Genomic DNA, 26,561 nt, shown 5'->3' with positions numbered 1-26,561 from the left:
GACTGGGACATTGCTGAGGCTTCCTGCCCCGAGGCAGAGGCTTAGTTGCCGGCGCCCGCCTTCATCTGGCGGCTGCGAAAGCGGGCGTAGAGCATGCAGCCGGTAAACAGCCCCAGCGCGCTGATCGCTTCGAGCCCGCCCACCACACCTTGCCCGGGCAGCGTGGCCAACATGACTCCCTGGGTGAAGTAGAGCAGACTGACGAAAGCCAACCAGGCATGGCCCCGGGGACGGCGGCCAATGATCGATGGCAGGAACAGGACCAGGGGCAGTACTCGAATCAGTATTGGCGTCAGCGGGTTGTCCCCGGCCTGCATCGACAGACCGCTCCAGATCAACAGCACCATCAGCAGGCCGAAGCTGCCCAGCACCAGTTGCCGCGAGCGATCGGTCAGGTTGTCGAGCCCATGGCGGGCCTCCAGATCCTCCATCCAGCGTCTCATGAGGGCTCCCGCAGGCTCTGCATGGCCAAGGCAAGGCGAGCGATACGCTTGCCCTGGGCGCGCACCAGGCGTCGCTCGCTGTCGGCAAGCGGTTGGTCGCTGCGCTGGCCGGCGACATGGCTGGCGCCGTAGGGCGTACCGCCGGCGGTGGTATCCATCAGGTCAGTCTCGCTGTAGGGGAGGCCGGCATAGACCATGCCATGATGCAGCAGCGGCAACAGCATGGAGATCAGCGTGGTTTCCTGGCCACCATGCAGGCTTGAGGTGGAGGTGAACGCGGTGGCCGGCTTGTCGACCAGGGCCCCGTTGAGCCATAGCGTGCTGGTGGTGTCGATGAAGTGCTTTAGCGGTGCCGCCATGTTGCCGAAGCGGGTCGGGCTGCCGAGCGCCAACGCCGCGCAGTGGCGCAGATCATCGAGGTCAACGTAGATGGCGCCTTGTGCGGGTATTTCGGGGTCGACGGCTTCACAGGTCGGCGAGACGGCCGGAACGGTTCGCAACCGGGCCTCGATGCCAGGGCAGGATTCAACGCCGGCGGCGAGCTGCTCGGCCATGGTGCGGGTCGCACCGTGACGAGAATAGTAGAGGATCAAAACGTAAGGCAGGACGTCGTGCATCTTGGCTCCTGAAGGCTAAGGGAAACTGGGCCGGGTCACTCTTCAGTGTGAAGCAGGGCGAGTACATCTTCCGGCGGGCGGCCCAGCACGGCGCGTTTGCCATCATCCGCGATGGGGCGTTCCAGCAGGCGAGGGTGGTCGACCAGTGCCTGGATCACCTGTTCCTGATCCTGAAGATCAACGTCCAGGGATTCCCATTCGGGTTCCTGGGTCCTTACCAGCGCCTCACCGTCCGCATCCAATCGCGACATCAGGTCGCGAAGCTCCGCTTCGTCGAGCGGCTCGTCCAGATAGCGACGAATGGTCACCTCGGCGCCGTGCTCCTCGAGCAGGGCGAGGGCCTGGCGGGACTTGGAACAGCGGGGATTGTGGTAGAGCGTGATCGTCATGGCGGGTTCCTCGATCCTTGGAAGTGCGGCTATTGTAGAAGGGGGCTCATGCTGACCACAACTACACATCCCCTTCCATCAGCTCCTCGACACCGACGTCCTCGTCGGCCAGCCTGCGGTAGACCCAGACCGAGCGTCCGTCCGTCAGGCGCTTTTCCACGCGGGCATAGCGAATACCCAGTCGTTCGTAGCGATCCAGCCGTTCCAGCTCATCGGCGCGGACCACGATCACTTCCCCCGCCACCCGCTCGCCTGGGGCTTCGACCAGGTCCAGCCCCTCGCGGCGGAAGCCTTCGAGCACAGCGGGCTCGGATTCGCCGGCTCGGCCCATTACGATCCAGCGCACCGGTGAAAGACGCAGGGTGCCATAGACGAAGACCGCATGGGGCCCTTCGTCCACCTCCGGCAGGTGATCGGGGCGATCATAGGTGAAGGGACTGAGCATGGTGAACCAGAGCCAGGCCATGATGGCCAGCGGCAGGGCCACCAGGCCAGCCAATAGATATCGCAATCCCTGCATAGGGGCTTCCTCACTTGATGTGACGCGGCTCATCCTGCCATGACAGGACCCTTGCCGTCCGGCTAGGATATCAGGAGCCTATCGGACTCGACGTTGATCTACTGCGATGATCGGTCAAATCCGACAGGCTCCTAGTCGGCTCGACAATGACGGAGGTGGCCCCCATGAGTCAGTCTGCCCGTGACGATCAGGATTTCCGAACGATGATGGGTGATGTGCGGCCGCTCCCCGCTGCCGCCAACCGGGCCAACCCCGGGCGGCAGGTGCGTCGCCCCACGGAGGCGCAACTGGCCCGTCGCCAGAGTGCCCAGGCCGAGACCGGCGAGGACAGCTTTCTCTCCGACGATTTCGTCGAGCTGCTGCCGCCATTCGATCCGGTCGAGTATCGGCGTGAGGGCATCCAGCAGGGGGTAGTGGACCGTCTCCGCCACGGCGGCTACCCGGCCCAGTCGCGGCTGCATCTGTTGCGCCGTCCGCTGGCAGAGTGTCGCCGGGTGTTGCCGTCCTTCGTTCATGAAGCCTATGCCCATGACCTTCGCTCGGTGCTGATCGTGCATGGCCGCGGCCGCGAGATCGACAGCCGGCCCAATGTGCTGCGCTCCTATCTGGTCAAGTGGCTGGCCCAGTTCGAGGAAGTGCAGGCCTTCGCCTCCGCCCAGCAGGCCGATGGGGGCCTGGGGGCCACCTGGGTGATGCTACGCAAGAGCGAGCGGGCGAGGGCGGACAATAGGGAACGGCAGCAGAAGCGCCGCGGCTAGGAAACACTGCACAAATGCCTGTGCGGCGAAACGCTACGTTGTACGGCCCTTGCGCTTGTAAACCAAGAAACCGGCTCCCAGGAGCCGGTTTCTTGGTTAAACACGGTGTAGTTCGTCAGGCCATCGAGGCCTCGGCCTCGCGGACCGCTTCGCGCAGCCGATGGCGGAACAGCGGCTCCGGTTCGTCGACGGCCGGCTGGTAGGCGCGGCTGAAGGCATTGAGTGCCTGCAGGGCATCTTCCAGCCACTGGTCTTCGCGCAGCGACAGGGCATCGAAGCCGCAGCGGGTCAGGAAGAAGACCTGATCGACCAGCACGTCGCCGACGGCACGGATTTCACCCGCATAGCCAAAGCGTTCCCGCAGCAGGCGCGCCATGCTGTAGCCGCGCCCATCGGTGAACTTGGGGAAGTCGATGGCAATCAGCGGTGCATCGGCCAGTTCGGCGGCGAGTTCGGGTGTCAGCTCAGTATCGCTGCCGAGCAACGGAGCCCGTTGCTGGTTCCCGGCCTGCTCCCGCCACAGGGCCAATGGCACGATGGCAGGTCCATCGGGGAGCGCCGCTTCTGGTTCGCGGATCAGCGTCCAGCGATCCTCGGCCGGGCGGCCCTGAAAGATGAAAGGCCGTGCGTTGGTAGCTTGATCAGGCATAGACCCGCTCCTTGAAGGGTTTGAGGCCGATACGGCGATAGGTTTCGACGAAGGTCTCGCCCTCGATGCGTTCACCGACATAGACCTGCAGCACCTTGTCGATCACTTCGGGTACCTTCTCACGGCTGAAGGAAGGGCCGAGGATCTTGCCCAGTGAGGCTTCGTTGCCCTGGGCGCCGCCAAGCGAGATCTGGTACCACTCCTCGCCTTTCTTGTCGACGCCGAGAATGCCGATGTTGCCGACATGGTGATGGCCGCAGGCGTTCATGCAGCCGGAGATGTTCAGCTCCACCGGGCCCAGGTCGTAGAGGAAGTCGAGATCCTCGAAGCGTTCCTGTATGGCGTGGGCGACGGGAATCGACTTGGCGTTGGCCAGGCCGCAGTAGTCGCCGCCGGGGCAGCAGATCAGATCGGCAAGGGTGCCTACGGTGGGGTTGGCCAGGCCGAGCTCGCCGAGGCGCTCCCAGAGCGCCTCCATCTGGTCGACGGCCACATCGGAGAGCACCAGGTTCTGCTCGTGGGTCACCCGCAGCTCGCCGTAGCTGTACTCGTCGGCCAGGTCCGCCACCTGGTGCATCTGCTCCCAGGTCAGGTCGCCGGGCGAGTGTCCGCTGCGCTTGAGCGACAGGGTCACGGCCTTGTAGCCGGGCACCTTGTGACCATGCACGTTATTGGTCACGAAGCGGGCGAAGGCGCGATTCTCGCTGCGCAGCCGCTCGTAGTCGGCGATCGCTGCTTCGCTGATCGGGCGGCGCTCGGGGTCGACGAAATGGTGCTGCATGTCCTCGACGGTCTGTCGGGTCAGCGTCTGTGGGCCATCCTTGAGGTGGGCCCACTCGGCATCGACGCGGCGCCGGAACTCTTCCACGCCCAGCGCCTTCACCAGTATCTTGATACGCGCCTTGAACTTGTTGTCCCGGCGGCCGAACTGGTTGTAGACCCGGACCAGGGCTTCCAGATAGGTCAGCAGGTGCTGCCAGGGCAGGTCCTCGCGTACCACCTCGCCGATCATCGGCGTACGACCGAGGCCGCCACCGGCCAGCACCTTGACCCGAACCTCGCCGTGCGCATCGCGCCACAGGCGGAGGCCTACGTCATGAACCTGGATGGCGGCGCGATCCTCGGCAGAGCCGGTAACGGCAATCTTGAACTTGCGCGGCAGGTAGGTGAACTCCGGATGGAAGGTCGACCACTGGCGGATCAATTCGCACCAGGGACGTGGATCCACCTCTTCGTCTTCCGCGACGCCGGCGAACTGATCGCTGGAGGTGTTGCGAATATCGTTGCCGCTGGTCTGGATGGCATGCATCTGCACGCTGGCCAGCTCGGCGAGCATGTCGGGCACCGTTTCCAGCTTGGGCCAGTTCAACTGCAGGTTGGTCCGGGTCGTGAAGTGGCCGTAGCCGCGATCGTAATCGCGGGCCAGATCGCCCAGCTTGCGCAGCTGGTAGGAGGCCAACATGCCATAGGGGATGGCGATGCGCAGCATGGGAGCATGGCGCTGGACATAGAGGCCGTTCTGCACGCGCAGCGGCAGAAATTCCTCTTCGCTGAGCCTCCCGGCCAGATAACGGTTCATCTGGTCGCGAAACTGGGCGACGCGTTCATTGACCAGGGTCTGATCGTGGGTGTCGTAGCGATACATTCAGCCGGTCCTGCTGCTGTGGGAGTGGCGAAGCGTCAGGGGGCCACCTTAACGCCCCTGCATTATTCTATGAAAGAATAAATATTCATATTTTTTATACGGAAAGTAATATAAGGAGTCAAGTCCGCTGGCTTGCGCCTATACCGCCAGCCGCTGCCAGTGGCGTCGCTGCCAGATAAGGCCGAACCAGGCTGAATTCAGACAGCGGTAGCCGAGCTGTACCCACCAGATGCCCAGCAGGCCTTGCTCCATAGCCACCCCAACCCACCAGGCCAGTGGCAGGAAGACCAGCCATTGGAGCGTCAGCGTGGTGGTCATCACGGTGCGGTTGGCGCCGGCGCCAAGCAGGGCCTGACCGAGTACCAGCGCCGCGGCATCCAGCACGATCATGGCTGCGGTAAGCTGCAGTGGCAGTCGCCCGAGCTCGATCAGATCGGGGTCGTGAAGGAACAGGCCCAGCACCAGCTCGGGGAACAGCGCCATGGGCAGCGCCAGGGCCGCCAGGCAGAGCCAGGCCAAGCGTACCACGTCCCAGCCCCAGCGATGTGCCTCCTGATGGGCCTGCTGGCCCAGGGAGTGGCCGACCAATGTCATGGCCGCCATGCCGAGCCCCACGCCGGGCAGGATCAGCAGCAGCGAGAGATTGACCAGGACATGGCCCACCGCCACGCTGGCGGAATCGATCTGGCCCAGTATCCAGAACAGCACCGCGTAGCCTGCGGCGAACCACAGCTGCTGGAAGGAGTGGGGCAGGGCCAGGCGCAGAGTGGTGGTGAAGGTCCTGCGCCGTGGCAGCTCGACCAGGAAGCCACGCTTGCCTGCATGCCTCACGCTGACCAGTGCCCAGATGCCAAGCCCGATGAACAGCGACAGGGTCGTGCCCGCGCCCGCACCGGCGGGCCCCATCGCCGGAAGCCCCAGGTAGCCGAAGATGAGCACCAGGCTGGCGGCCACATTGATCACATGGGTGAACAGGATTATCCGCAGGTAGATCCCGGTTTGCTGGATACCGTTCCAGTAGCCGCGGAAACAGAAGATCATCGCCACGGCAATCAGCGAGAGGACGCGCCAGCGGAAGTATTCCACGGCTACTGCGCTCACGGCGGGGTCCTGATTGATCAGGCCGAGCAGAGCGGGCGCCTGCCACAGACAGAGCAGGGCAATGGGCAGTGCAACCGCGAATGCAATCACCAGGCCGGCGTTGAGCGGCATGGCGCAGTTCGGCCAATCCTCCTCACCATGGCGCCTGGCGGTCTGTGCCTGCACCCCCGACGACAGGCCGAACACCACGGCAGTGATCAGGAACATGGCGTAGCCGCCGATGCCGATGCCGGCCAGGGGTACCTGGCCTAGCGAACCGACCAGGGCCGCATCGATCAGGTTGATCAGGCTCTGCGACAGCATGCCGGCGATGATCGGCAGGGCCAGGCGCAGGATTTTCTGGCGGCGGAGCGATTCGGGCAGCATCCGGCTTCCGGTCGAAAGGGTGAGTGGGGAGGAAACCCTCGCGAACGAGGGCTTCCGGAGCCTCTTCAGGCCCCGATTCCGATCATGCGGGGTCGTAGGAGAGCACCGGCGACAGCCAGCGCTCCAGCTCCTCCAGGCTCATCTGCTTGCGCTCAGCCAGGGCTTCCACCTGGTCCCGGGTGATCTTGCCGGTGGAGAAGTACTTCGACTGTGGGTGCGAGAAATACCAGCCGGAAACCGCTGCCGCCGGCCACATGGCGAAGTTCTCGGTGAGATCGATGCCGGCATTCGCGGAGGCATCGAGCAGACGGAACAGGGTGCTCTTCTCGGTGTGGTCGGGGCAGGCGGGATACCCCGGCGCGGGCCGGATGCCCTGGTACTTCTCGGCGATCAGCTCGACGTTGTCCAGGCGTTCGTCCGGCACATAGCCCCAGAACTCCTTGCGCACCCGCTCGTGCATGCGTTCGGCGAAGGCCTCGGCCATGCGGTCGGTCAAGGCCTGCACCATGATTGCGCTGTAGTCGTCGCCGGCGGCCTTGTAGCGCTCGGCCAGTGCCTCGACACCATGCCCGGTGGTCACGGCGAAACCGCCGATCCAGTCCGGCTTGCCCGACGCCTTCGGCGCCACGAAGTCGGCGAGGCTGTAGCAGACCCCGTCGCGGTTCTTGGTGGTCTGCTGGCGGATGTGGTGCAGCCGCTCGACCACCTGGGTACGCGACTCGTCGGCGTAGACCTCGATGACATCATCGTCGACGCTGTTGGCCGGCCACAGCCCGATCACGCCGCGCGCCTGGATGTGCTTCTCGTCGATCAGCTTGCGCAGCATCTCCTGGGCATCGGCGAAGAGGCTGCGGGCGGCTTCGCCGACCACCTTGTCATCGAGGATCTTCGGATACTTGCCCGCCAGCTCCCAGCTCATGAAGAAGGGGGTCCAGTCGATGCGCTCGATCAGCTCCTCGATATCATAGCTGTCGAATACCTTCAGGCCGGTGACGGCGGGGCGCGGCGGGGTGTAGCTGGCCCAGTCGATGGGCAACTTGCGTTCGCGGGCCTCGGCATAGCTCAGGTCGGCCGCCTTGGGGCGGCGCCTGGCATTGCGTTCGCGCACCTGGTCATACTCTGCGCGAATCTCGGCCACATAGCTTGGCTTCAACGCCGGCGACAGCAGCTTGCCGGCCACGCCCACGGCGCGGGAGGCATCCGCCACGTAGATCACCGGGTGCTCGTAGCCGGGCTCGATCTTCACCGCGGTATGCGCCTTGGAGGTGGTGGCTCCACCGATCAGCAGCGGCAGGTCGAAGCCCTGTCGCTGCATCTCCTTGGCCACATGGACCATCTCGTCGAGGGAAGGGGTGATCAGGCCCGACAGGCCGATGATGTCGGCATTCTCGGCCCTGGCCGTCTGCAGGATCTTCTCCGCCGACACCATGACGCCGAGATCGACCACATCGTAGTTGTTGCACTGCAGGACCACGCCGACGATGTTCTTGCCGATATCGTGGACGTCGCCCTTCACCGTGGCCATGACGATCTTGCCCTTGGCCTTGGTATCCTCGGTCTTCTCCGCTTCGATATAGGGGATCAGATAGGCCACCGCCTGCTTCATGACCCGTGCCGACTTGACCACCTGGGGCAGGAACATCTTGCCGGCCCCGAACAGGTCGCCAACCACGTTCATGCCATCCATCAGCGGCCCTTCGATCACCTCGATGGGGCGGCTGGCCCGCTGGCGCGCCTCCTCGGTGTCCTCCTCGATATAGACGGTGATCCCCTTGACCAGGGCGTGGGAGATGCGTTTCTCGACCTCCCAACTGCGCCACTCCAGGTCCTCCTTCTTGGCGGGGCCGCTGCCGTCGCCCTTGTAGCGATCGGCGATATCCAGCAGTCGTTCGGTGCCGTCGGGGCGCCGGTTCAGGACCACGTCCTCCACCGCGTCGCGCAGTTCGGCGGGCAGATCGTCATACACGGCCAGCTGGCCGGCATTGACGATGCCCATGCTCAGGCCGGCGCGAATGGCGTGATAGAGGAAGGCCGAATGGATCGCCTCGCGTACCGGATTGTTGCCGCGAAACGAGAACGAGACGTTGGAGACGCCGCCCGAGACCATGGCGTGAGGCAGGTGCTCGCGTATCCAGCGGGTGGCCTCAATGAAGTCCACCGCATAGTTGTTGTGCTCTTCGATGCCGGTGGCGATGGCGAAAATGTTGGGATCGAAGATGATGTCTTCCGGCGGGAACCCCACCTCGTCGACCAGGATCTCGTAGGCCCGCTGACAGATCTCCGTCTTGCGGGCGAAGGTATCTGCCTGGCCCTGCTCGTCGAAGGCCATGACCACCACGGCGGCACCGTAGCGCCGACACAGGGTAGCCTGCTCCCGGAAGGCGTCCTCACCCTCCTTCATGGAGATGGAATTGACCACTGTCTTGCCCTGGACGCATTTGAGACCGGCCTCGATGATCTCCCACTTTGAGGAGTCGATCATGATCGGCACCCGGGCGATGTCGGGCTCCCCGGCGATCAGGTTGAGAAAGCGCACCATGGCTTCCTCGGACTCCAGCATGCCCTCGTCCATGTTGATGTCGATGACCTGGGCACCGTTCTCCACCTGCTCCAGTGCCACCTCCAGGGCGGTGTTGTAGTCCTCGTCGACGATCAGGCGCTTGAAGCGGGCCGAGCCGGTGACGTTGGTACGCTCGCCGACGTTGACGAACAGTGAATCCTTCTCGATGTTGAAGGGCTCGAGGCCGGACAGGCGGCACGCTCGAGGGCGCTCGGGCACCTGCCGCGGGGCCATGCCCTCGATCGCGGCGTGGATGGCGGCAATGTGCTCCGGCGTGGAGCCACAGCAGCCACCGATGATATTGACCAGGCCGCTTTCGGCGAACTCGGCGACGATGGCGGCCATCTCCTCGGGCGTCTGGTCGTATTCGCCGAACTCGTTGGGCAGGCCGGCGTTGGGGTGCGCGGAAACGAAGGTGTCGGCCTTGGTGGAGAGTTCTTCCAGATAGGGGCGAAGCTCTGCGGCACCCAGGGCGCAGTTCAGCCCGATGGAGAGCGGCTCGGCATGGCGCACCGAGTTCCAGAATGCCTCGGTGGTCTGGCCGGAAAGAGTGCGCCCCGAGGCATCGGTGATGGTGCCCGAGATCATGACCGGCAGGCGCTCGCCGCGATCGGCAAACAGTTGCTCCAGGGCGAAGATGGCCGCCTTGGCATTGAGGGTGTCGAAGATGGTTTCGATCATGATCAGATCGGCGCCGCCTTCGATCAGCGCTTCGGCCGCTTCATAGTAATTCTCACGCAGCGCGTCGAAGGTGACGTTGCGCTTGGCCGGGTCATTGACGTCCGGCGACAGCGAGGCGGTGCGGGAGGTTGGCCCCAGCACGCCGGCCACGTAGCGTGGCACGCCGGTTTCGCTGGCCACGGCGTCGCATACCTCACGGGCCAGCCGTGCCGACTCCCGGTTGAGCTCGGGGACCAGCTCCTCCATGCCATAGTCGGACTGGGAGAGGCGTGTGCTGTTGAAGGTGTTGGTTTCGATGATGTCGGCGCCTGCCTCCAGGTACTGGCGATGAATCCGCGTCACCAGGTCCGGGCAGGTCAGGGCCAGCAGGTCGTTGTTGCCCTTCAGGTCCGAGGGCCAGTCGTGGAAACGGTCACCGCGGAAGTCGGCCTCATCGAGTTCAGCATTCTGCAGCATGGTACCCATGCCACCATCGAGCATCAGGATACGCTGACCGAGTTGTTCGGTGAGGGTGGCGGTCAAGGCAGAGGGAACGGCGGCCATGGGTGGGGTCGGTCTCCAGCGAAGTCACGGGTAGCCGGCCGCGCAGGCGCCTCTGGGCGTCTTCTTGGGCGGGCCGAGTCGGCCCGTATGTTACCAAAAGCGGCGCCGCGAGGGCAGGGCTGATCAAAAACCGACCAAAATAGTCGGGATTGTCTCGCCGGCCGGTTTTGCTTACCATGAGGGTATATCAATACGGCCTGCCCGACTGGGCAGCGACCAGAGCAGCGAGAACACCATGAGCGAGACTATCCAGATTACCGACAGTGCCCAGGATTACCTTGCCGAACTGCTGGAGAAGCAGAACGTCGAGGGTATCGCCGTGCGCATCTTCATTACCCAGCCCGGTACGCCCTATGCCGAGACCTGCCTGGCCTATTGCCGGCCGGGTGAGGAGGAGCCCACCGACGAGCGTGTCGAGCTGCAGAAGATCAATGTGTTCCTGGACAAGAACAGCCTTCCCTTCCTCGACGAGGCTGTGGTCGATTTCAATGCCGACCGCATGGGGGGACAGCTGACCATCAAGGCCCCCAATGCCAAGATGCCCAAGGTCAACGCCGACAGCCCCCTCGAGGACCGGGTCAACTATATTCTCTACAGCGAGATCAACCCCGGCCTGGCTGCCCATGGCGGCGAGATCAAGCTGACCGAGCTGACAGAGGACAAGGTGGCGGTGCTGGCGTTCGGCGGCGGCTGCCAGGGCTGCGCTGCTGTCGACCTGACTCTGAAAGAGGGGGTCGAGAAGACCCTGATGGAGCGTATTCCCGAATTGACGGGCATCCGTGACGTCACCGACCATACCGACACCACGAACGCCTATTATCGCTGATACCCCAGGGGCTGGTGAGTGCCGCGGAGGTTAGCGGCTCTCGCCCTCACTCCTGTCGATTTCACTTTTGGCGATTGATACCTTTGCAGGCTCCGTATTGGCGGGGCCTTTTTTCGTCGCGGGAGCCCCTCGCTCTTCCCTCTGGTGATGCGCTTCGCCCTGCCAGAGCCGACGGCTGATCTCGGACTCCAGCAGGCGCAAGCGACTGGCCTGCTCTTCCAGATGGCGCTTCTGGTCGTCGATGCGCGCCTGCAACAGTGACTGTTCGTGGCGCATGGTCTCGGCCCGCTCTTCTGCTCGGGTTCGAGCCCACTGGGTTTCCCGGTGCTGTTTCTCTTCCTTGGCCAGTATGGCGCGCATTTCCTGCAGCTCCTGCTTCAGCGCCTCCTGGCGGCTTTCCAGCTGTCGCAGGTTGGCCGCGTAGCGCTTCTCGCCGGACAGGCGCTCCTGGCGCGCCTCGTCCAGCAGGCTCATCAGTCTCGCTTCGGCGGCTTCGTGGCGCTGCTCCTCCTGTTGCTGGCGAGCCTGGTGCTGTGCTTCCCGCTCCCCCAGGGCCTGCTGGTGGGTCTGAAGCTGCAGCTCGCTTTCCGCCTGCAGTCGCTCAAGCTGCTGAAGGCTTCGGGCGAGTCGCTCACCCAGCCTGCGGGCCTTTTCAATGGCCTGGTCGCGCTCGACTTCCGCGGTGGCCAGGGCGGCACTGCGCGCTTCCAGCCGCTGCTCGATGCTGGCCAGGTGTGCGGAGAGTGCCGCTTCGCGCTGCTCCGCATCCTCAGCCTCGCGCCTGGCATCCTGAACGGCAGCCCTGGCCGCAGTGACCTCGCGGTCCGCTGCTTCACGATACTCGGCGAGGGCAGCTCCGGCAGCATCCTGCGCCTTCTCCCAAAGCCCTTCGGCCAGCTGCTGAACCGGCTCTGGCATGGCTTGAGTGGTCACGTTTTCGGCGCGCACTTCCCGCCGCGCGCGCCATTCGCGCAGGTGGTCGCTGATGGTCGTGAAGCTGCCGGTTCCCAGCACGTCCCTGATCTTTTGCACGCTGGGGGCTTCCCCCTTGGCCATTAGGGTATCGATTGCCTGCTTTACATCTTCGTACTGCACTCCGCTGCGTGCCATGCCGCTCTCCTGCCGTCATCCATGTACATGCCCTGCTGAGAAGCGCTGCTAGGCGCCCTAGCTCCCTCGTCGTCCTATCTGCCCAGCTCGACGTCTGTTGGAGATAGTCTAGTGCGAGTCGAGCAGAAGGGGAAGATAATTACATTATATTCATTACGTAAAATACCTTATGAAATAGCAATAAATTCATGATTACCCGTCTTATCTTGATTATTTGACGTTACCCACGCGAAAATGAGCAGATAGAGCCCCAGCCGTGGGCGGGAGAGCGCAGCGTGAGCGAGGCAGGGCAAGAGCAAACACCACGGCCACAGCTGACCGTGGGGCAGGCCGCCTCGGTCGTGCCGGTGGCCGACCGGGGGGCGGCACGAATCGCCGCGGACGACGACCACCATGCCGTGGCGCTGTGGCTGGCCGAGTTTCGCACCAGCCCGCAGACGCTGCGTGCCTATCGGCGTGAGGCCGAGCGGTTGCTGCTCTGGCTGGGCGAACAGGGCAGGGGGCTCGGTGAGCTCCGGCGCCAGGATCTCGATGCCTTCGACGCCTTCCTTGCCGACCCGCGGCCCGGCGAGCGCTGGGTCGGGCCGCCGAGACCCAGGCATTCCCCGGAGTGGCGCCCGTTTCGCGGACCGCTATCACCGGCCAGCCGTCGGCAGAGCCTGGTGATTCTTCAGGGCCTGTTCGCCTGGCTGGTCGAGGCGGGCTGGGTGGCACACAACCCCTTCCGCCTGATGCGTGACAAGCGCCGTCGCCTCGACAACCGCCAGGCCAGGATCGAGCGCTACCTGGAGCGCCCGCTGTGGGAGTGGCTGTGGCAATGGCTGGAACGGCCGCTGGAGGAGGGTGCCGGTACAAAGGCCCGCTTCAATCGTTCACGACGTCGCATGATCTTCGGCTTCGCCTACCTTCTGGCGCCGCGGATCAGTGAAATGGCGGCGACACGCATGGACGACTTCGTCATGCGGGAAGGGCGCTGGTGGTGGCGGGTCGTGGGCAAGGGCGACAAGCTGGCGACCATTCCCGTGCCGCAGGACATGCTGGCTTTGCTGGGGGAGTGGCGAGCCGGCCTGGGCCTGGCACCCTTGCCGGAGTCCGGCGAGGATACGCCGTTGCTGCGCGGTCTGAATGGGCGCCGCGGCCTGGGCGACAACCAGCTCTATCGCCTCATTCGTGAGGCCTTCGTCGATGCCGCCAAGGCCCTGGAAGCCGAGCAGGGCGGCAAGGCGCAGGTGCAGCGGCTGCGGCAAGCGACACCTCACTGGCTGCGGCATACGGCGTTGACACACCAGGCCCAGGCCGGCGTGGAGCTTCGCTATCTGGCCAGTACCGCGCGGCACTCCCGACTGGATACCACGGCTCGCTACCTGCACGCCGAGGATGAGGAGTGGCATCGCCAGTCATCGCTGCACGGGTTGCCGGTTGGGGCGGACGAACCCCTGGATGAATCGGTATAATGGGCCCATGCCAACCACGGAGTTCCCATGACGACTGAAGCTACCGCCGAACAGGCGCAGCAGGAATTGCTGGATGAGTTCGAGATGTTCGACAACTGGATGGATCGCTACCAGTACATCATCGACATGGGCAAGCAGCTGCCGGCGTTCCCCGAGGAGTGGAAGACGCCTGAGCGCAAGATCCAGGGCTGCCAGTCGAATGTCTGGATGCACTATCGCCGCGAGGGGGGCGTGCTCCACTTCGATGCCATCTCGGATGCGGCCATCGTGTCAGGCCTGATTGCGGTACTGCTGCGCATCTATAGCGGACGCCCCGCTGGGGAGATCTGCGCCACCAGCCCGCACTTCATGCAGGACCTGGGCCTGGACAAGCATCTCTCGCCGACGCGAAGCAACGGGCTGCACGCCATGCTGAAGACGATCTACGAAGTGGCGGAGCGGGAGGCGGCCTCTGCCTGACGCGAGGCCGCGGGGCGCGCCGCGATGTGGCGCACCCGCTCCCGCGCAAGAATACCCTCGGCATCCAGGCTACCGATCGAGACGTCAGACGCGACCGGTATCTCACCCGCCAGTTGCAGTGCCTGATAGCGTCCGCAGCAGACTCTCAGGAAGGAGGCGAAGTTGGCGGGGTCATGTCCGGCTTCCGTGCATTCCCGTGAGAGCTTCGCCACCAGCTGATTGAGCGTGAGATCGTCGCGCCTGCCGACCTCTTCCAATACCGCCCAGAAGAAGCGTTCCAGGCGAACGCTGGTGGAGACCCCGTCGAGCCGCATGGAGCGGGTCTGAGGCTCCCAGAGACCCGGCTCTGCGCCGATGAATAGTCTGCACATGCCGTTTCCCTCCCTCGCTGGCCCGGCCGACATTTCCATCATGGCGTCGGGCGCGAGCCAGGGCAAGTGGCTGGAAGTGAACTTCGCTTAAGAACCCTTCCTGTGAGCCTTTCGGATTGGCGCCTATAGCTCGATGCGTGTCTCGAGAACGACCAGGAACTGGGCGAGCCACGCTGGGTGAGCAGGCCAGGCCGGGGCTGTGACCAGCTTGCCATCGGTCACGGCATCGTCCACGGCGATGTCGGCGTAGCGCCCGCCAGCCAGCTCCACTTCGGGGCGGCAAGCAGGGTAGGCCGCGCAGGTGCGGCCTTCCAGCACCCTGGCGGCCGCCAGAAGCTGGGCTGCGTGACAGATCGCCGCCACCGGCTTGTCGGTATCGAAGAAATGACACACAAGCTGGATGACCTTGTCGTTCAGGCGCAGGTATTCCGGGGCGCGACCGCCGGCAATCACCAGGCCGTCGTACTCGGCGGGATCGATATCCGCGAAATCGGCATTGAGGGTGAAGCGGTGTCCCGGCTTCTCAGTGTAGGTCTGGTCGCCCTCGAAGTCGTGGATGGCGGTGGCAATGCTGTCGCCGGCCCGCTTGTCGGGGCACACGGCATCGACACGATGCCCCACGGCCTGCAGGGCCTGGAAGGGCACCATGGTCTCGTAGTCTTCGGCGAAATCGCCACATAGCAAGAGCAAGCGTTTGGCGGACATTGGCGTATCTCCTGATCGGCTCGTTGTGGTTGGGTTGCCGTTGACCAGTCTGGCACGGTCGAGCCGAAGGAGGGTGTTAGCGGGCTACTACAGGGTATCCATGATTCAGAGATGACAGCAGGGCTTCAGCGCTCCAAAGCATGTCCGGTGCAACGGCAGCGGAAGTCCTCGTCGAGCTCAGGGTCGTCGCGGCACAGCTGCTCGCTGGGCCCGCCGGGTACCGGGTCGATCCCACCCTCGCTACCCGGGTGGCAGCGCACGATTCGGCGAGCGGCCAGCCAGCCTCCCTTGAACGGCCCGTGAACCTTGATCGCTTCCGCCGTGTAGTGGGAGCAGCTGGGCCAGAAGCGACAGCGGGGACCCAGCAAGGGGCTCAAGGTGATCTGGTAGAGCTTCACCAGGCCAAGCATGAGCAGGCCGAGCCCGCGAGCCAGCAGACGCCCCAGCCGATGGAGCCAGGCTGCCAGGCAATTCATCGCTCAGCGTCCCTCCTGGGGCTTCTGGTAGAGCGTATCGGGGTCGATCAGTGGCTCGCTGGTGATCCGCGCGGCGTCCTTCTCCAGCGCCACGTAGAAACAGCTGCGCCGCCCGGTATGGCAGGCGGGGCCGGTTTGCTCCACCTGCAGCAGCAGGGTATCTCCGTCACAGTCGAGGCGGGCGTCGCGCAGGTGCTGTTGCTGGCCGGAGGACTCTCCCTTGCGCCATAGCTTGTTCCGCGAGCGCGACCAGTAGCAGACCCTGCCGGTATCCAGCGTTTCTTCCAGCGCCTCCCGGTTCATCCACGCCATCATCAGCACCTCGCCGCTGTCATGCTGTTGGGCGATGGCAGGGATCAGGCCGTCGGCGTTGAAGCGAATGGCAGCAAGAATCGCGGTTAGGGGGCGTCGTGCGTTGAGCTCGGCCCGTTCGAGTTCCTTGAAGGTATTGACCATAACGGTTCCACAATACGGTATTGAGCTCGGGCACTGACGTCAGGCACGAGCAGTGGCCTTTAGACAGACATCACAGCTACCCAGCAGCTCGATGGTCTGGCGTTCGACGCGAAAGCCGAAATGGCGCGCCTGGGTGTTGAGCTGATCGTTGACCTCATCCAGATGCAGCTCCTCGACCCGACCGCAATGGCGACAGATCAGCAACTGAAAGCCATGTGCATGTTCGGGGCAGGGGCAGGCCACGTAGGCGTTCAGCGACTCGATGCGATGCACCAGACCTTGCTCGATCAGGAAGTCGAGGGCGCGATAGATCGTCGGGGGGCGAGCGGCGGCATGCTCGACGGCCAGGCGGTCGAGAAGGTCGTAGGCCTTTATGCCACCGGTGGCTCCGGCGATCATTTCCAGGACGCGCCTGCGAATCGGGGTGAAGCGTACTCCGTGGCGCTGACACTGTCTTTCTGCCTGTTGCAGCAGGCTATGTGAATCGGTCATGGGTGACCCGATGCTGGGAAGATTGTCCCATTCTACGCGCTGGACAGAGGGGCGGCCAGCGGCTGGGGGGGAGGAGCCATATTCTTGAGCTCTCCACAGCGAGCAAAGTGCAGTTGGGCAAAGGCTACGCGCTCTGCCACACCGAGGCCGGCAGGCTGCTTTTCGATCAGGTCCAGGCGTGAACGCAGGCCTTCCCCATTGGCCATCTGGATGGCGAGGCCGGGGCGGGCGTTGAGCTCCAGCAGCATGGGCCCGCGGTTGCGGTCAATCACCATATCGGTGCCGAGGTACCCAAGCCCGGTCATCTCGAAGCAGCCGGCGGCCAGCTCCAGCAGATTTTGCCAGTCGGGTATGAGCAGGCTGGCCAGCTCGTGTCCGGTATCGGGGTGCTCGCGCCGCGGGCGATCGAACTGCACGCCCCGCACAGCGGTACCCGAGGCGATGTCGAGCCCCACCCCCACGGCGCCCTGATGAAGGTTTGCCTTGCCGTCGGAGGCGGCAGTGGAGAGGCGCATCATGGCCATCACCGGGTAGCCTTGAAAGATGATGACGCGGATGTCCGGCACACCTTCGTAGGTGTACTCGGAGAGGTGCTCATCGAAGTTGATCAGGGCTTCGATCATGGCTACGTCCGGGGTGCCGCCCAGCGAATAGAGCCCCGACAGGATATTGGAGACGTGTCGCTCGAGGTCTTTCAACCCCAGGCGTACGCCGCTGGGCTTGATGAAGCCATCGCCATCGATGTGATCGATGACGAGGATACCCTTGCCGCCGCTACCCTTGGCGGGCTTGATGACGAAGCCTTCGTGTCCCGCCACCATTTTCTGGAGTTGCTTGATGCCGAACTGAGTCGTCACGGTGCCTATCAGCGCCGGCGTCGTGATGCCGAACCGCTCGGCCAGCAGCTTGGTCTGCAGCTTGTCGTCCACCAGCGGGTAGAGCCGACGGTCGTTGTAGCGACCGATGTAGCGAATGTTGCGGCGGTTCATGCCGATGATACCGCGCTCCAGCAGTTGGCTAGGTCTTGCCCACATGGTGTCAGTCCTCGGTAACAGGCTTGAAGCGCCGCAATTCGAGTAGGCGGTACCCTGTATAGTTCCCGAGCAGCAGGATCAGCGACATGATGATGAGCTGAACGCCAAGAAAATTGAAGGTGATGTGGCGGATCCAGGGATTGTTCATGGCCAGGTAGGCCAATACGGCCGTGACCAGGCTGCCACCACCCTGAATGAGCACCTCCTTGGGACCTTCCTCTTCCCAAAGGATCGACATGCGCTCGATGGTCCAGGCAAGGATGATCATCGGGAAGAAAGTGATGGTCAGCCCGGCATTGAGGCCCACGCGGTATGAGAGCACCGAGAAGATCGAGATGATGGCGATGACCGTGATGATCACCGCCGACACTCGCGCGACCAGCAGGAGGTTGAGATAGGAAAGGTAGTTCCGGATTACCAGGCCGACGGCAACGATCAGAAGAAAGCCGATGAGCCCGGTGGGCAGGGTGGTCTGGATAAAGGCCAGTGCGATCAGCACCGGCATGAAGGTGCCGGAGGTCTTGATTCCCACCATGATCCGCAGGAAAACCACTACCAGCGCGCCGATCGGAATCAGCAGAATGGTCTGGAACAGGGCCTGCTCTTCGAGGGGAAGGCTGTGTATCGAAAAATTCAGCAGGGTGTCATCGGCCAGCTGGCTGCGCACGGCGGCGGCGGCAGGCTGATTGCGTGACAGCATCGAGAAGGTCACCCGGGAGTTGGTTCCTCCCTGGACCTCTAGTACGGCACGACCGCCGCTTTCCCACAGCAGCAGGTTCTCGGGTTGTCCCTGCTGCCCGGTTGTCGGGTTGAAGATTGACCAATTGTCTTCGCCAGCAAAGACCTGGATCCAGGGGGTAAGCGTCTGGCGGCGACGTCCGTCTTCAAGGAGCAGCCCGCTGACCTCGCGAGCGGGGACGCCGGCCTGGTTCAGCAGCCTGACCAGCAGCGTACTGCGATCGAACTGGGTCAACAGAAGTCGGGCGTTTTCGCCCTGACGATCCTCGCTGAAGTCATGAATCAGCTCGCGGGCAAAGGTGTAGGGGTCGGCGCTTCGAGTCCAGGCGCGCTCGATTACCTGGGCGGCTGCAGTATCGTAGGGGCGCTCCCAGATCACTTCGCGCAGGGGGGGCACCGGCAACTCACGCTGACGTCGGTCCTCTGTCACCAGCAGGCGCGCCGAGTAGTAGAGTTGCTGGCTGCCGGCCGCTTCACGTATCGACCACTGGGCGCGTCGACCGGTTTCGTCCTGAAGAAACGTCAGGCCATAGCCGGGAGAGGCGGTGTTCTCGGTCAGGAGGCGATAGCCGCGCTGATGCTGGGGCAGGGCAAGGTCCACGCGCACCGGATCGCCCAGGGCGGTGAAATCGATGATTGCTTCCACTTCCCATATCGTTCGCTGCTCCCCCTGGGTCCAGGGGACCTCGAGCTGGACGTGCCGATGCACGCTCATGCCGATGCCCACCACCATCAGCAAGCCTACAATAAGATAGAAGGGCAATCGTGACATGAAGCTTCCTTGTTGGGGCTGGAGGCGCCGCTATTCAGCGGTCTTCCTCCTCCTGATCGTTGAGTTCGTCCTGTTCCGCCTCTGCAGCGGGTCGACCTCCGGGGAATTCAGGCCTTGGATGCAGGTAAGTCTCGGCGACATCGATCAGCGCGATATCCATCAGGAACCGGCGTCCCAGCAGTACGGGAAAGTTGAGATGGGTGCGGTCATTCAAGGTGAACTCAACCGGCTCGCGAATCGACCCCAGGGTCATCAGCAGGCTGACAACGGGACGCGATTCGCTGCCCGCGGCCTGCACGATGCGTACGCGCCGCTCGACAGGCGCCTCGATCCATTCATTGCGGACCTTGTCGACCACGATATCGTCATCAGTGATGCCCAATCTGAAACGCACCCAATCTTCGCCATCGCGTTCGAAACGGGTGATGTCCTTGGCTGAAAGAGAGGACGTATTGGCACCGGAATCGATACGAGCCCTGAGATAAGTGCCTATGTCGGGCAAGCCAATCCACTCGGCGCGACCTACCAGTGCCTTGTCGCCAAGCGATGCATTGGCCTCTTCGTTGCATTCCGCCATGACGATGACGGGTTCTTCGCCGCGCTGTTCCAGCCGCTGGATGCTGCCGCGAAGCTGTTGAAGCAAGGCGCTGGCATCCCTGACATCTGCCATCATCTCGATCTGACGAAGGTCATGCCGCGAGAGGCGATCTTCTGTCTGGTCACAGCGCAGGGCCATGGTCTGTTCGAGCCGGTCGATACGTGCATCGAAGGCATCTGGGCTCAGGACGGGCTCTGGCTCGACCTGAGGCGTCAGCGCGCAACCGGAAATCAGCAGGGAGGCCAGCAACCAGGGCATAGCGGCGATCAGTGGTCTCGGTCGCATGAATCAAAAACCTCCGTATCGGGCTTCACCCGCGGCGTGGGTGAGACCTGGAGAGTGGAGTGGAGCGCGAGCAGTCGTCGCGCGCGGCGCGCGACGAGAGATGATAAGGAGTCTGTGGCCGGGTTGTCCAACCCCATGACAAGCCGGGGAAGTGGCGACATCACCAATTTAACATAATATACATTATGCGAACCTTAAGATGTGCTAAAGAGGGATGGCCAAAAGGTAGCCAATAATAAACCCCGACAACATGGTTGCCGGGGTTGCCTACACGGTGATGACGTCAATCAATCAATTGTCGTCTGCCGGTGCGTAGGAGCCGTCTTCGCGATGCACTTCATTGCCGGTGATCGGCGGCGTGAAGACACATGCCAGATGCATGGTCTTGTGGGCTCGCAGCAAGTGCTCGTCATGCTGGTCGAGAATATAGATGTCGCCGGGCTTGATCGGCCAGATCTTGCCATCCGCCAAGGTTTCCACTTCACCTTCACCCTCGATGCAGTACACCGATTCATAGTGATGCTTGTAGTGGATGTGTGTTTCGGTGCCCTCGTAGATGCGAGTGATATGGAAGGAAAAGTTACCTCCATCGGCGGCAAGTACCAGACGGGTGCTGTCCCAGGTCCCGCTCTCGGACTTGACCAGACGGTCGGTTTGGCGCGCTTCCTCAAGATTGCGAACGATCATAACGTGTCACTCCATTAACTATTGACGGGCCGGCGGTGGGGCAACCGGCCGATACACCAGACGCTAGCGCCCTGCTCTCTCAAGCTCCCTCAGGTGATGACCTGTTTGACGCTCTCTTCGAGAATGTCCAGGCCCTGTTGGAGATCCTCGTCGGGAATGGTCAGCGGGCAAAGACACTTGACCACTTCACCATCCTGGCCGCTGGTCTCGATCACTAGACCGTTTTCGAAGGCCTTGCCGGTGATCTTGTCGGCGATATCGCCGCTGCCGACATCGATGCCGCGCATCAGGCCACGCCCCCGCTCGGTCGCCTTGATTCCCCGCTCGGTGAGCCAAGCTGCGATCTTCTGGAAGCGCTCTGCGACGATCTCTCCCTTGCGCTGGACATCCCGCTCGAAGGTGTCATCGGACCAATACTGTCGCATGGCCGCAGCGGCGGTGGCAAAGGCCAGGTTGAAGCCGCGGAAAGTGCCGTTGTACTGACCGGGTTTCCACTTGTCGAGATCGGGACGCATCAGCACGTGGGCAAATGGCAGGCCGAAACCTGACAGCGACTTGGAGTTGGTCACGATATCCGGCGTGATGCCGGCGTGCTCGAAGCTGAAGAACTTGCCGGTACGGCCACAGCCGGCCTGGATGTCGTCGACGATCAGCAGGATGTCATTGGCGCGGCAAATCTGCTCCAGGCGCTTCAGCCACTCGAGCCCGGCCACATTGATACCGCCCTCCCCCTGCACGGTCTCGATGATCACGGCCGCAGGAGTGTCAAGGCCACCGGACTTGTCGGCCAGCAGTTTCTCGAAATAGTCCAGGGTGTCGGTATTTTCGCCAAGATAGCCATCATAGGGCATGAAGGCCGCGCCCTGGAGCGGGATGCCGCCGGTGGCCTCGCGGAACTTGCGGTTGCCGGTCGTGGCGAGCGATCCCATGGTGACACCATGGAAACCGTTGGTGAAGGTGACGATATTGTGGCGCCCCTTGGCCACGCGTGCCAGGCGAATCGCTGCCTCGACGGCGTTTGTGCCGGTCGGTCCGGGCAACTGGATCTTGTAGTCCAGTCCGCGCGGCTTGAGGATTACCTCTTCCAGCGTTTCCAGATAGTCACGCTTGGCTGCCGTCCAGAAATCCAGGCCATGGACAATGCCGTCGCTGGCCAGGTAGTCGAGCAGCGCCTGCTTCAGGTGGGGATTGTTGTGACCGTAGTTGAGCGTGCCGGCACCCGCCAGGAAGTCGATGTATTCACGGCCGGTTTCGTCGGTGAGGCGCGCGTTCATGGCCTTGGTGAAGACCACCGGAAAAGAGCGTGAATAGGTCCGAACGTTGGATTCCATGCGTTCAAGTGTCTGGGTCTGCATCGTGCGACCTCCTGGTAAGGGTAGAAAGGGAGAGAGAGCGTGACGGCATAGTGACGTGGCCGCCCGGTATCCAGAGGATAGACTTCTAGAGACGCCCGGTATCGAAGGGACCGATGCGCACCAGGTTCTCGGGGTCGTGTTCACCACCGAGCTGGTCCGTGGAGAAGTATTCGCGGCTGTTAAGGGGGGCTTGCCAACGGTTGGCCAGGCGGCGGAAAAGACCCCATGAGGCCTGGTTGTCTGGTGTGATGGTCGTTTCGAGATGATGGACATCGCGAAGCTCGTCGCGGGTCATGACGGCTTCTACCAGGCGCCGGGCAAGTCCCGTGCCGCGGGCCTTTTCACCGACTGCCACCTGCCAAAGGAAATAGGTGTCGGGGGCGTTGCTTTTCACATAGCCAGAGACAAAGCCAACGATTTCGCCTTCTTCGTTGGTCGCCACCGCACAGGTATCCCGGAACTGTGTAGCCAGCAGCAGATAAGCGTAGGCGGAGTTGACGTCCAGCGGTGGACAGGACTTGATCAGCTCATAGACCCCCCAACCGTCATCGGGGTTGGGCTTGCGGATAAACAGCGGCGCAGCATCGCTGCCAACCACTGCATCTGCCACGCTGGGCCTAGCGAGATCGGCAGAAGGCGTAAAGGGTTGTGGTGTCACATTCATGTTCAGACTTCGCTGTAGCGATGTTGCGCATAATGATAACAGGGCTTTTGGCGAAATTAAACTCGGCATTATGCCCCGCGCCCTCTTCCATAACAGCAGATTATGCAGCGCCTCGATTCATTCACCGATCGAGACAGTTTTACGCATCACTCCGATAGTCTAGTCCAGGTTTCGCTTGCTTACCCCAGGCAAGCGAGCCGCACGGAGGCGGCTCGCCGGGATGACCATAGCGCCTATGAGTTTATGTACGCGACGGCGAGCGCATGGTGACGAATTCCTCTGCACCGGTCGGGTGAATGCCCACGGTGACATCGAAATCGGCCTTGGTCAGGCCAGCCTTCACCGCAATGGCAATGCCCTGGATCAGTTCCCCGGCTTCCTCGCCAACCATGTGGGCTCCCACCACCACATCGCTTGCATCATCGACGATGAGCTTCATCAGGCAGCGCTCCTGGCTTCCGGAAAGTGTGTGCTTCATGGGACGAAAGTCGGTTCGGTAGACGCGGATCGCCCCATATTTCTCCCGAGCCTGCTCTTCCGAGATACCGACGGTGCCGATGTTCGGATGGCAGAAAACCGCCGTGGCGATATTCTGGTAATCCAGAGGCGCCGGCGGGGTGTCGGAGAAGTGATGCTTGACCAGGTGCATGGCCTCGGCGAGGGCCACCGGTGTCAGCTCCGGGCCGCCGGTGACGTCGCCCAGGGCCAGGATGGATGGTACCGAAGTCTCGAACCGCTCATTGACCTTGAGCGTGCCGTCCGAGTTGCTCTCGACACCCAGTTCACCGAGGCCCAGCCCTTCCAGATGCGGCTTGCGGCCGGTCGCTGCGAGCACCGCGTCGACCTCCAGTGTGTTGCCGTTGGTGAGCGTCACCAGCAGACCATTCTCGCCCTGCTCGATCACTTCGATGTTGGTTTCGAAATGAAGGTTCACGCCCTTGATAGCCATTTGGTCTCGGGTGAATTCCCGCACCTCGCGGTCGAAGCCACGGAGGAACAGTTCGCCCCGATAGACCAGGTGGGCCTCACTACCCAGGCCGTTGAAGATGCTCGCAAACTCCACTGCGATATAGCCACCGCCTAGTACCAGAAAGCGTTCGGGAAAGCGCTCAAGATCGAAGACTTCGTTGGATGTTACCGCATGTTCACTGCCGGGGAAGTCTGGCACCCACGGCCAGCCGCCTACCGCAACCAGGATCTTGGCGGCACTGATTCGCTCACCGGCCACGTCGACATGATGCGTGTCAACCACTTGGGCTCGACCGTTGATCAACCTGACTCCCGCCGTCTCCAGCAGGCGGCCGTAGATATCGTTGAGTCGCTTGATTTCACCGGTCTTGTTGTCTCGCAGTGTAGCCCAGTCAAAAGTGGGCACACCTGGCAGTTGCCAGCCGAAGCCGGCGGCATCCTCGAAGGCATCATGGAAGTGGGCGGCATAGGAGTAGAGTTTCTTGGGTACGCAACCCACGTTGACGCAAGTGCCACCCAGATAGCGGTCCTCGGCCACGGCGACGCGCGCGCCCGTGGCGGCGGCGGTGCGTGCAGCACGTACGCCGCCGGAACCGGCACCGATGACGAAGAGGTCATAATCGAAGTCTGGCACGAAGTTCTCCTTCTCGAACCGGGCTCTCGAACAGGGCCCGTTGGAATGGTGCGATGATACCAGTGCAGACCCTTGCCCGGGAGTGCGGCGGTTGACCACTGTACTGACCGCCTGTAAAAAGATCGTCCGATACGGGCTTGCCAATCCAACCACCGGGTATGCTTTGCATGGACAAGGAAATCGCCGCCCTGCTCGAGAACAACCGCTCCTGGGCAGAGCGCATGCGTGATGAAGACCCGGACTATTTCTCCCGCCTCTCAAGCCAGCAACAACCGCATTACCTCTGGATCGGCTGCTCGGATAGTCGCGTGCCGGCGAACCAGATCGTCTCGCTTCCTCCCGGGGAGATATTCGTCCATCGCAACGTCGCCAACCTTCTCTATCACAATGACATGAACGCCCTTTCCGTCGTGCAGTATGCGGTGGATGTACTGAAGGTGAAGCACATCATGATCGTTGGCCACTACGGCTGCGGCGGTGTTCGGGCGGCGGTCGTCGGCGGCGAGTGCGGTATGGTGGACTACTGGCTCCACTCGGTCCGTGAACTCTACAGCCACCATCGCTCGGCGTTGGCGGCGCTGCCGCTGGATTCGCAGGTGGACCGTCTGTGCGAGCTTAACATCAGGGCTCAGGTCAACAATCTGTGTCGCACCAAGATCCTCCAGTTGGCCTGGCAACGTGGTCAGGCATTGGCCGTCCACGGCTGGATCTACGGCCTGGGCGATGGGCGTATCAACGATCTCGACTGCACGGTGCAGGGCCTGGATCAGGTGGAAACCCTCTACCGCATTGATCGGGTGGAGCCGACGCCGGGCCAGTAGAGGACCCAGCTATCGTTCACTCTGGGCAGTACGCTAAACTGCCTTCAATCAGACTGCCAGGAAGGCTGACATGACAGACCCGCTCGCTGAACTACAGCGTGGCCATCTTGACTGGCTCGAGCAGCGCTATGCCGAGACGCTCTCCCGCCTTGGGTATGATGGTGTCTTGATCTTCAGCGGCCAGGCCGCACTGCATTTCGGCGACGACCAGCACGCCAGCTTCCAAGCCTACGGGCATTTCCAGCACTGGACCGGCCAGGCCTATCTCACCCACAGCTGGCTGTTGGTGTGTCCCGGCAATCACCCTGTTCTCTATTTGCATTCCCCGGATGATTTCTGGCACCTGCCTGCCAGCCTGCCTCAGGAGGCCTGGACCGAGCGCGTCGAGGTGGTGAAGGGGCGCTTCGATGTGCCTCCTGCTCTGCCTCGTGGCAGGTATGCCGTTATCGGTGACGTGGACGTTGCCACTGCCGGGGCGCTGGGGGCCGATCCCAATCCCGAAGCCCTATTGATGGCGCTGGATGAGGGGCGGGTGCGGAAGAGCGAGTACGAGGTGGCCTGCATCGGCCGGGCCAACCGACAGGCCATGGCCGGTCATATGGCAGCCAGGGATGCTTTCCTGTCAGGTGCCGCAGAGCTGGACGTGCAGCTCGCCTACCTCCAGGCATCGCGTCAACGAGAAAGCCAGGTTCCCTACGGCAATATCGTCGGCATCAATGCCCACGGCGGTGTCCTCCACTACCAGCACTACGACACCCTGCCCCCGAAGAAGCAACGAAGTCTGCTGGTCGATGCCGGGCATCGCTACCGTGGCTATTGCGCCGACATCACTCGCACCTGGGCAGGGGGCCAGGCGGATGAGGTGTTCCCACCGCTCATCGAGGGTGTGACACATATCCAGCAGCAGCTGATTGCCGGCATACGCCCCGGTGTCGACTATGCAGTCCTGCATGAGCAAATGCATGAACTGCTGGCCGCACTGCTTGTGGAGCATCGTATCGTGCTTGGCAGCCCCGAGTCTGCTGTGGCAAACGGTATCACACGGGCTTTCTGCCCCCATGGACTGGGTCACCTGCTGGGAATTCAGGTACACGATGTGGCCGGACGCCGTGCCGCGAACGGTGTGGCCCTGCCTCCGCCTGACGAGCACCCTGCCCTGCGCCTGACACGTGAACTGGAAGCGGGAATGGTGGTCACCATTGAACCGGGGCTCTATGTCATTCCAATGCTGCTCGACCCACTGCGTCAGGGGCCGGTTGGCCGCGAGGTGAATTGGGAACGGGTGGAGCGACTGGCCCCTCACGGTGGCATTCGCATCGAGGATAACGTCCTGGTCACCAGCGACACTGCCAAGAACCTGACGCCTGAGGCCGAGTGATACCA

27 protein-coding genes are annotated in these 26,561 nt (G+C 62.9%); 6 read left to right on the top strand and 21 right to left on the bottom strand.

Annotation, left to right across the window (positions count from 1 at the left end; genetic code table 11):
• Positions 1 to 41: 41 nt before the first annotated feature.
• The 4 genes from KZO25_RS08750 to KZO25_RS08735 all read right to left on the bottom strand — a co-directional run bounded on the left by KZO25_RS08750 (position 42) and on the right by KZO25_RS08735 (position 1,969).
• Positions 42 to 443 (bottom strand): DUF2069 domain-containing protein, encoded by a 402-nt coding sequence (locus KZO25_RS08750; protein ID WP_066448174.1) that lies wholly within the window; start codon positions 441 to 443, stop codon positions 42 to 44.
• Entirely contained in the window at positions 440 to 1,060 is a 621-nt protein-coding gene (gene wrbA, locus KZO25_RS08745; protein WP_066448170.1) for an NAD(P)H:quinone oxidoreductase, read from the bottom strand. The genes KZO25_RS08750 and wrbA overlap by 4 nt, the downstream gene beginning before the upstream one ends.
• A 35-nt stretch (positions 1,061 to 1,095) precedes the next feature.
• The gene (gene arsC / locus KZO25_RS08740; RefSeq protein WP_066448167.1) at positions 1,096 to 1,449 is read right to left on the bottom strand and encodes an arsenate reductase (glutaredoxin); all 354 of its coding nucleotides are present in this window, start codon (positions 1,447 to 1,449) and stop codon (positions 1,096 to 1,098) included.
• 61 nt (positions 1,450 to 1,510) lie between these two features.
• Positions 1,511 to 1,969: a gamma-glutamylcyclotransferase family protein gene (locus KZO25_RS08735; protein ID WP_223136649.1), complete on the bottom strand. Its 459-nt coding sequence runs from the start codon at positions 1,967 to 1,969 to the stop codon at positions 1,511 to 1,513.
• A 164-nt stretch (positions 1,970 to 2,133) separates the two neighbouring features.
• Between KZO25_RS08735 and smrA the strand changes: the two genes are divergently transcribed.
• Positions 2,134 to 2,727: a DNA endonuclease SmrA gene (gene smrA / locus KZO25_RS08730; RefSeq protein WP_223136648.1), complete on the top strand. Its 594-nt coding sequence runs from the start codon at positions 2,134 to 2,136 to the stop codon at positions 2,725 to 2,727.
• A gap of 115 nt (positions 2,728 to 2,842) precedes the next feature.
• On the opposite strand, the gene KZO25_RS08725 is transcribed toward smrA, so the two are convergent.
• From KZO25_RS08725 to metH, 4 genes are all read right to left on the bottom strand, one after another.
• Positions 2,843 to 3,376, bottom strand: a complete 534-nt coding sequence (locus KZO25_RS08725; RefSeq protein ID WP_066448158.1) for a DUF934 domain-containing protein — start codon at positions 3,374 to 3,376, stop codon at positions 2,843 to 2,845.
• Complete coding sequence (locus KZO25_RS08720; RefSeq protein ID WP_066448156.1) at positions 3,369 to 5,021, bottom strand: nitrite/sulfite reductase; 1,653 nt, start codon at positions 5,019 to 5,021, stop codon at positions 3,369 to 3,371. The genes KZO25_RS08725 and KZO25_RS08720 overlap by 8 nt, the downstream gene beginning before the upstream one ends.
• 138 nt (positions 5,022 to 5,159) lie before the next feature.
• Positions 5,160 to 6,488 (bottom strand): MATE family efflux transporter, encoded by a 1,329-nt coding sequence (locus KZO25_RS08715; RefSeq protein ID WP_223136647.1) that lies wholly within the window; start codon positions 6,486 to 6,488, stop codon positions 5,160 to 5,162.
• Between the two features lie 82 nt (positions 6,489 to 6,570).
• Positions 6,571 to 10,272 (bottom strand): methionine synthase, encoded by a 3,702-nt coding sequence (gene metH / locus KZO25_RS08710; RefSeq protein WP_223136646.1) that lies wholly within the window; start codon positions 10,270 to 10,272, stop codon positions 6,571 to 6,573.
• 235 nt (positions 10,273 to 10,507) lie between these two features.
• Here metH and nfuA point away from each other — a divergent pair, with 235 nt between their 5' ends.
• The gene (nfuA, locus tag KZO25_RS08705) at positions 10,508 to 11,098 is read left to right on the top strand and encodes a Fe-S biogenesis protein NfuA (protein WP_223136645.1); all 591 of its coding nucleotides are present in this window, start codon (positions 10,508 to 10,510) and stop codon (positions 11,096 to 11,098) included.
• Positions 11,099 to 11,128: 30 nt separating this feature from the next.
• Here the strand turns inward: nfuA and KZO25_RS08700 are convergent, their stop codons facing one another.
• Positions 11,129 to 12,208 carry a DNA-binding protein gene (locus tag KZO25_RS08700; protein ID WP_223136644.1) on the bottom strand — a complete coding sequence of 360 codons (1,080 nt, stop codon included), beginning with the start codon at positions 12,206 to 12,208 and terminating at the stop codon, positions 11,129 to 11,131.
• A gap of 341 nt (positions 12,209 to 12,549) precedes the next feature.
• Between KZO25_RS08700 and KZO25_RS08695 the strand changes: the two genes are divergently transcribed.
• Together KZO25_RS08695 and KZO25_RS08690 are read left to right on the top strand one after the other, a co-directional pair.
• Positions 12,550 to 13,662, top strand: coding sequence for a site-specific integrase (locus KZO25_RS08695; protein ID WP_316935628.1), 1,113 nt, complete (start codon positions 12,550 to 12,552; stop codon positions 13,660 to 13,662).
• Positions 13,663 to 13,689: 27 nt separating this feature from the next.
• Positions 13,690 to 14,121, top strand: coding sequence for a SufE family protein (locus KZO25_RS08690; RefSeq protein ID WP_223136643.1), 432 nt, complete (start codon positions 13,690 to 13,692; stop codon positions 14,119 to 14,121).
• On the opposite strand, the gene KZO25_RS08685 is transcribed toward KZO25_RS08690, so the two are convergent.
• The 12 genes from KZO25_RS08685 to gorA all read right to left on the bottom strand — a co-directional run bounded on the left by KZO25_RS08685 (position 14,085) and on the right by gorA (position 24,357).
• Entirely contained in the window at positions 14,085 to 14,492 is a 408-nt protein-coding gene (locus tag KZO25_RS08685) for a ribbon-helix-helix domain-containing protein (protein ID WP_223136642.1), read from the bottom strand. The two genes, KZO25_RS08690 and KZO25_RS08685, sit on opposite strands and share 37 nt — an antisense overlap.
• A gap of 123 nt (positions 14,493 to 14,615) precedes the next feature.
• Positions 14,616 to 15,197 (bottom strand): DJ-1/PfpI family protein, encoded by a 582-nt coding sequence (locus KZO25_RS08680; RefSeq protein WP_223136641.1) that lies wholly within the window; start codon positions 15,195 to 15,197, stop codon positions 14,616 to 14,618.
• Positions 15,198 to 15,322: 125 nt separating this feature from the next.
• The gene (gene yidD / locus KZO25_RS08675) at positions 15,323 to 15,673 is read right to left on the bottom strand and encodes a membrane protein insertion efficiency factor YidD (RefSeq protein ID WP_223136640.1); all 351 of its coding nucleotides are present in this window, start codon (positions 15,671 to 15,673) and stop codon (positions 15,323 to 15,325) included.
• A 3-nt stretch (positions 15,674 to 15,676) separates the two neighbouring features.
• Positions 15,677 to 16,129 carry a phosphoribosyl-AMP cyclohydrolase gene (gene hisI, locus KZO25_RS08670; RefSeq protein ID WP_223136639.1) on the bottom strand — a complete coding sequence of 151 codons (453 nt, stop codon included), beginning with the start codon at positions 16,127 to 16,129 and terminating at the stop codon, positions 15,677 to 15,679.
• Positions 16,130 to 16,168: 39 nt separating this feature from the next.
• The gene (locus KZO25_RS08665) at positions 16,169 to 16,621 is read right to left on the bottom strand and encodes a transcriptional repressor (RefSeq protein WP_066448255.1); all 453 of its coding nucleotides are present in this window, start codon (positions 16,619 to 16,621) and stop codon (positions 16,169 to 16,171) included.
• A gap of 32 nt (positions 16,622 to 16,653) precedes the next feature.
• Positions 16,654 to 17,655, bottom strand: a complete 1,002-nt coding sequence (locus tag KZO25_RS08660; RefSeq protein ID WP_223136638.1) for an alpha-L-glutamate ligase-like protein — start codon at positions 17,653 to 17,655, stop codon at positions 16,654 to 16,656.
• 4 nt (positions 17,656 to 17,659) lie between these two features.
• Positions 17,660 to 19,165: a UUP1 family membrane protein gene (locus tag KZO25_RS08655; RefSeq protein WP_223136637.1), complete on the bottom strand. Its 1,506-nt coding sequence runs from the start codon at positions 19,163 to 19,165 to the stop codon at positions 17,660 to 17,662.
• A 34-nt stretch (positions 19,166 to 19,199) separates the two neighbouring features.
• A complete protein-coding gene (locus KZO25_RS08650) occupies positions 19,200 to 20,048 on the bottom strand; it encodes an ATP-dependent zinc protease (protein WP_223136636.1) in 849 nt (282 codons plus the stop codon).
• A 291-nt stretch (positions 20,049 to 20,339) separates the two neighbouring features.
• The gene (locus tag KZO25_RS08645) at positions 20,340 to 20,735 is read right to left on the bottom strand and encodes an ectoine synthase (protein WP_066448122.1); all 396 of its coding nucleotides are present in this window, start codon (positions 20,733 to 20,735) and stop codon (positions 20,340 to 20,342) included.
• A gap of 89 nt (positions 20,736 to 20,824) precedes the next feature.
• Positions 20,825 to 22,090 (bottom strand): diaminobutyrate--2-oxoglutarate transaminase, encoded by a 1,266-nt coding sequence (gene ectB / locus KZO25_RS08640; protein ID WP_223136635.1) that lies wholly within the window; start codon positions 22,088 to 22,090, stop codon positions 20,825 to 20,827.
• An 85-nt stretch (positions 22,091 to 22,175) separates the two neighbouring features.
• Positions 22,176 to 22,754: a diaminobutyrate acetyltransferase gene (gene ectA / locus KZO25_RS08635; RefSeq protein WP_066448118.1), complete on the bottom strand. Its 579-nt coding sequence runs from the start codon at positions 22,752 to 22,754 to the stop codon at positions 22,176 to 22,178.
• Between the two features lie 241 nt (positions 22,755 to 22,995).
• A complete protein-coding gene (gene gorA, locus KZO25_RS08630; RefSeq protein WP_223136634.1) occupies positions 22,996 to 24,357 on the bottom strand; it encodes a glutathione-disulfide reductase in 1,362 nt (453 codons plus the stop codon).
• A 167-nt stretch (positions 24,358 to 24,524) separates the two neighbouring features.
• On the opposite strand from gorA, the gene can reads away from it, so the two are divergent.
• Both can and pepQ read left to right on the top strand, forming a co-directional pair.
• Complete coding sequence (gene can / locus KZO25_RS08625; protein ID WP_223136633.1) at positions 24,525 to 25,178, top strand: carbonate dehydratase; 654 nt, start codon at positions 24,525 to 24,527, stop codon at positions 25,176 to 25,178.
• A gap of 70 nt (positions 25,179 to 25,248) precedes the next feature.
• Positions 25,249 to 26,556, top strand: a complete 1,308-nt coding sequence (pepQ, locus tag KZO25_RS08620; protein ID WP_223136632.1) for a Xaa-Pro dipeptidase — start codon at positions 25,249 to 25,251, stop codon at positions 26,554 to 26,556.
• Positions 26,557 to 26,561 lie beyond the last annotated feature (5 nt).

Source organism: Halomonas sp. ANAO-440, assembly GCF_019915905.1.
In the GTDB taxonomy this organism is placed as follows: Bacteria; Pseudomonadota; Gammaproteobacteria; order Pseudomonadales; family Halomonadaceae; genus Halomonas; species Halomonas chromatireducens.
This window is presented reverse-complemented; position numbering and strand designations above follow the sequence as displayed.

Coding starts and splice junctions, on each gene's coding strand:
- KZO25_RS08725 (WP_066448158.1), bottom strand. CDS start 3,376: ATGCCTGATCAAGCTACCAACGCACGGCCTTTCATCTTTCAGGGCCGC.
- KZO25_RS08715 (WP_223136647.1), bottom strand. CDS start 6,488: ATGCTGCCCGAATCGCTCCGCCGCCAGAAAATCCTGCGCCTGGCCCTG.
- ectB (WP_223136635.1), bottom strand. CDS start 22,090: ATGCAGACCCAGACACTTGAACGCATGGAATCCAACGTTCGGACCTAT.
- KZO25_RS08690 (WP_223136643.1), top strand. CDS start 13,690: ATGACGACTGAAGCTACCGCCGAACAGGCGCAGCAGGAATTGCTGGAT.
- ectA (WP_066448118.1), bottom strand. CDS start 22,754: ATGAATGTGACACCACAACCCTTTACGCCTTCTGCCGATCTCGCTAGG.
- KZO25_RS08735 (WP_223136649.1), bottom strand. CDS start 1,969: ATGCAGGGATTGCGATATCTATTGGCTGGCCTGGTGGCCCTGCCGCTG.
- KZO25_RS08665 (WP_066448255.1), bottom strand. CDS start 16,621: ATGACCGATTCACATAGCCTGCTGCAACAGGCAGAAAGACAGTGTCAG.
- KZO25_RS08750 (WP_066448174.1), bottom strand. CDS start 443: ATGAGACGCTGGATGGAGGATCTGGAGGCCCGCCATGGGCTCGACAAC.
- KZO25_RS08680 (WP_223136641.1), bottom strand. CDS start 15,197: ATGTCCGCCAAACGCTTGCTCTTGCTATGTGGCGATTTCGCCGAAGAC.
- hisI (WP_223136639.1), bottom strand. CDS start 16,129: ATGGTCAATACCTTCAAGGAACTCGAACGGGCCGAGCTCAACGCACGA.
- KZO25_RS08700 (WP_223136644.1), bottom strand. CDS start 12,208: ATGGCACGCAGCGGAGTGCAGTACGAAGATGTAAAGCAGGCAATCGAT.
- KZO25_RS08685 (WP_223136642.1), bottom strand. CDS start 14,492: ATGTGCAGACTATTCATCGGCGCAGAGCCGGGTCTCTGGGAGCCTCAG.
- wrbA (WP_066448170.1), bottom strand. CDS start 1,060: ATGCACGACGTCCTGCCTTACGTTTTGATCCTCTACTATTCTCGTCAC.
- nfuA (WP_223136645.1), top strand. CDS start 10,508: ATGAGCGAGACTATCCAGATTACCGACAGTGCCCAGGATTACCTTGCC.
- KZO25_RS08660 (WP_223136638.1), bottom strand. CDS start 17,655: ATGTGGGCAAGACCTAGCCAACTGCTGGAGCGCGGTATCATCGGCATG.
- KZO25_RS08655 (WP_223136637.1), bottom strand. CDS start 19,165: ATGTCACGATTGCCCTTCTATCTTATTGTAGGCTTGCTGATGGTGGTG.
- pepQ (WP_223136632.1), top strand. CDS start 25,249: ATGACAGACCCGCTCGCTGAACTACAGCGTGGCCATCTTGACTGGCTC.
- KZO25_RS08645 (WP_066448122.1), bottom strand. CDS start 20,735: ATGATCGTTCGCAATCTTGAGGAAGCGCGCCAAACCGACCGTCTGGTC.
- KZO25_RS08650 (WP_223136636.1), bottom strand. CDS start 20,048: ATGCGACCGAGACCACTGATCGCCGCTATGCCCTGGTTGCTGGCCTCC.
- arsC (WP_066448167.1), bottom strand. CDS start 1,449: ATGACGATCACGCTCTACCACAATCCCCGCTGTTCCAAGTCCCGCCAG.
- metH (WP_223136646.1), bottom strand. CDS start 10,272: ATGGCCGCCGTTCCCTCTGCCTTGACCGCCACCCTCACCGAACAACTC.
- smrA (WP_223136648.1), top strand. CDS start 2,134: ATGAGTCAGTCTGCCCGTGACGATCAGGATTTCCGAACGATGATGGGT.
- can (WP_223136633.1), top strand. CDS start 24,525: ATGGACAAGGAAATCGCCGCCCTGCTCGAGAACAACCGCTCCTGGGCA.
- yidD (WP_223136640.1), bottom strand. CDS start 15,673: ATGAATTGCCTGGCAGCCTGGCTCCATCGGCTGGGGCGTCTGCTGGCT.
- KZO25_RS08720 (WP_066448156.1), bottom strand. CDS start 5,021: ATGTATCGCTACGACACCCACGATCAGACCCTGGTCAATGAACGCGTC.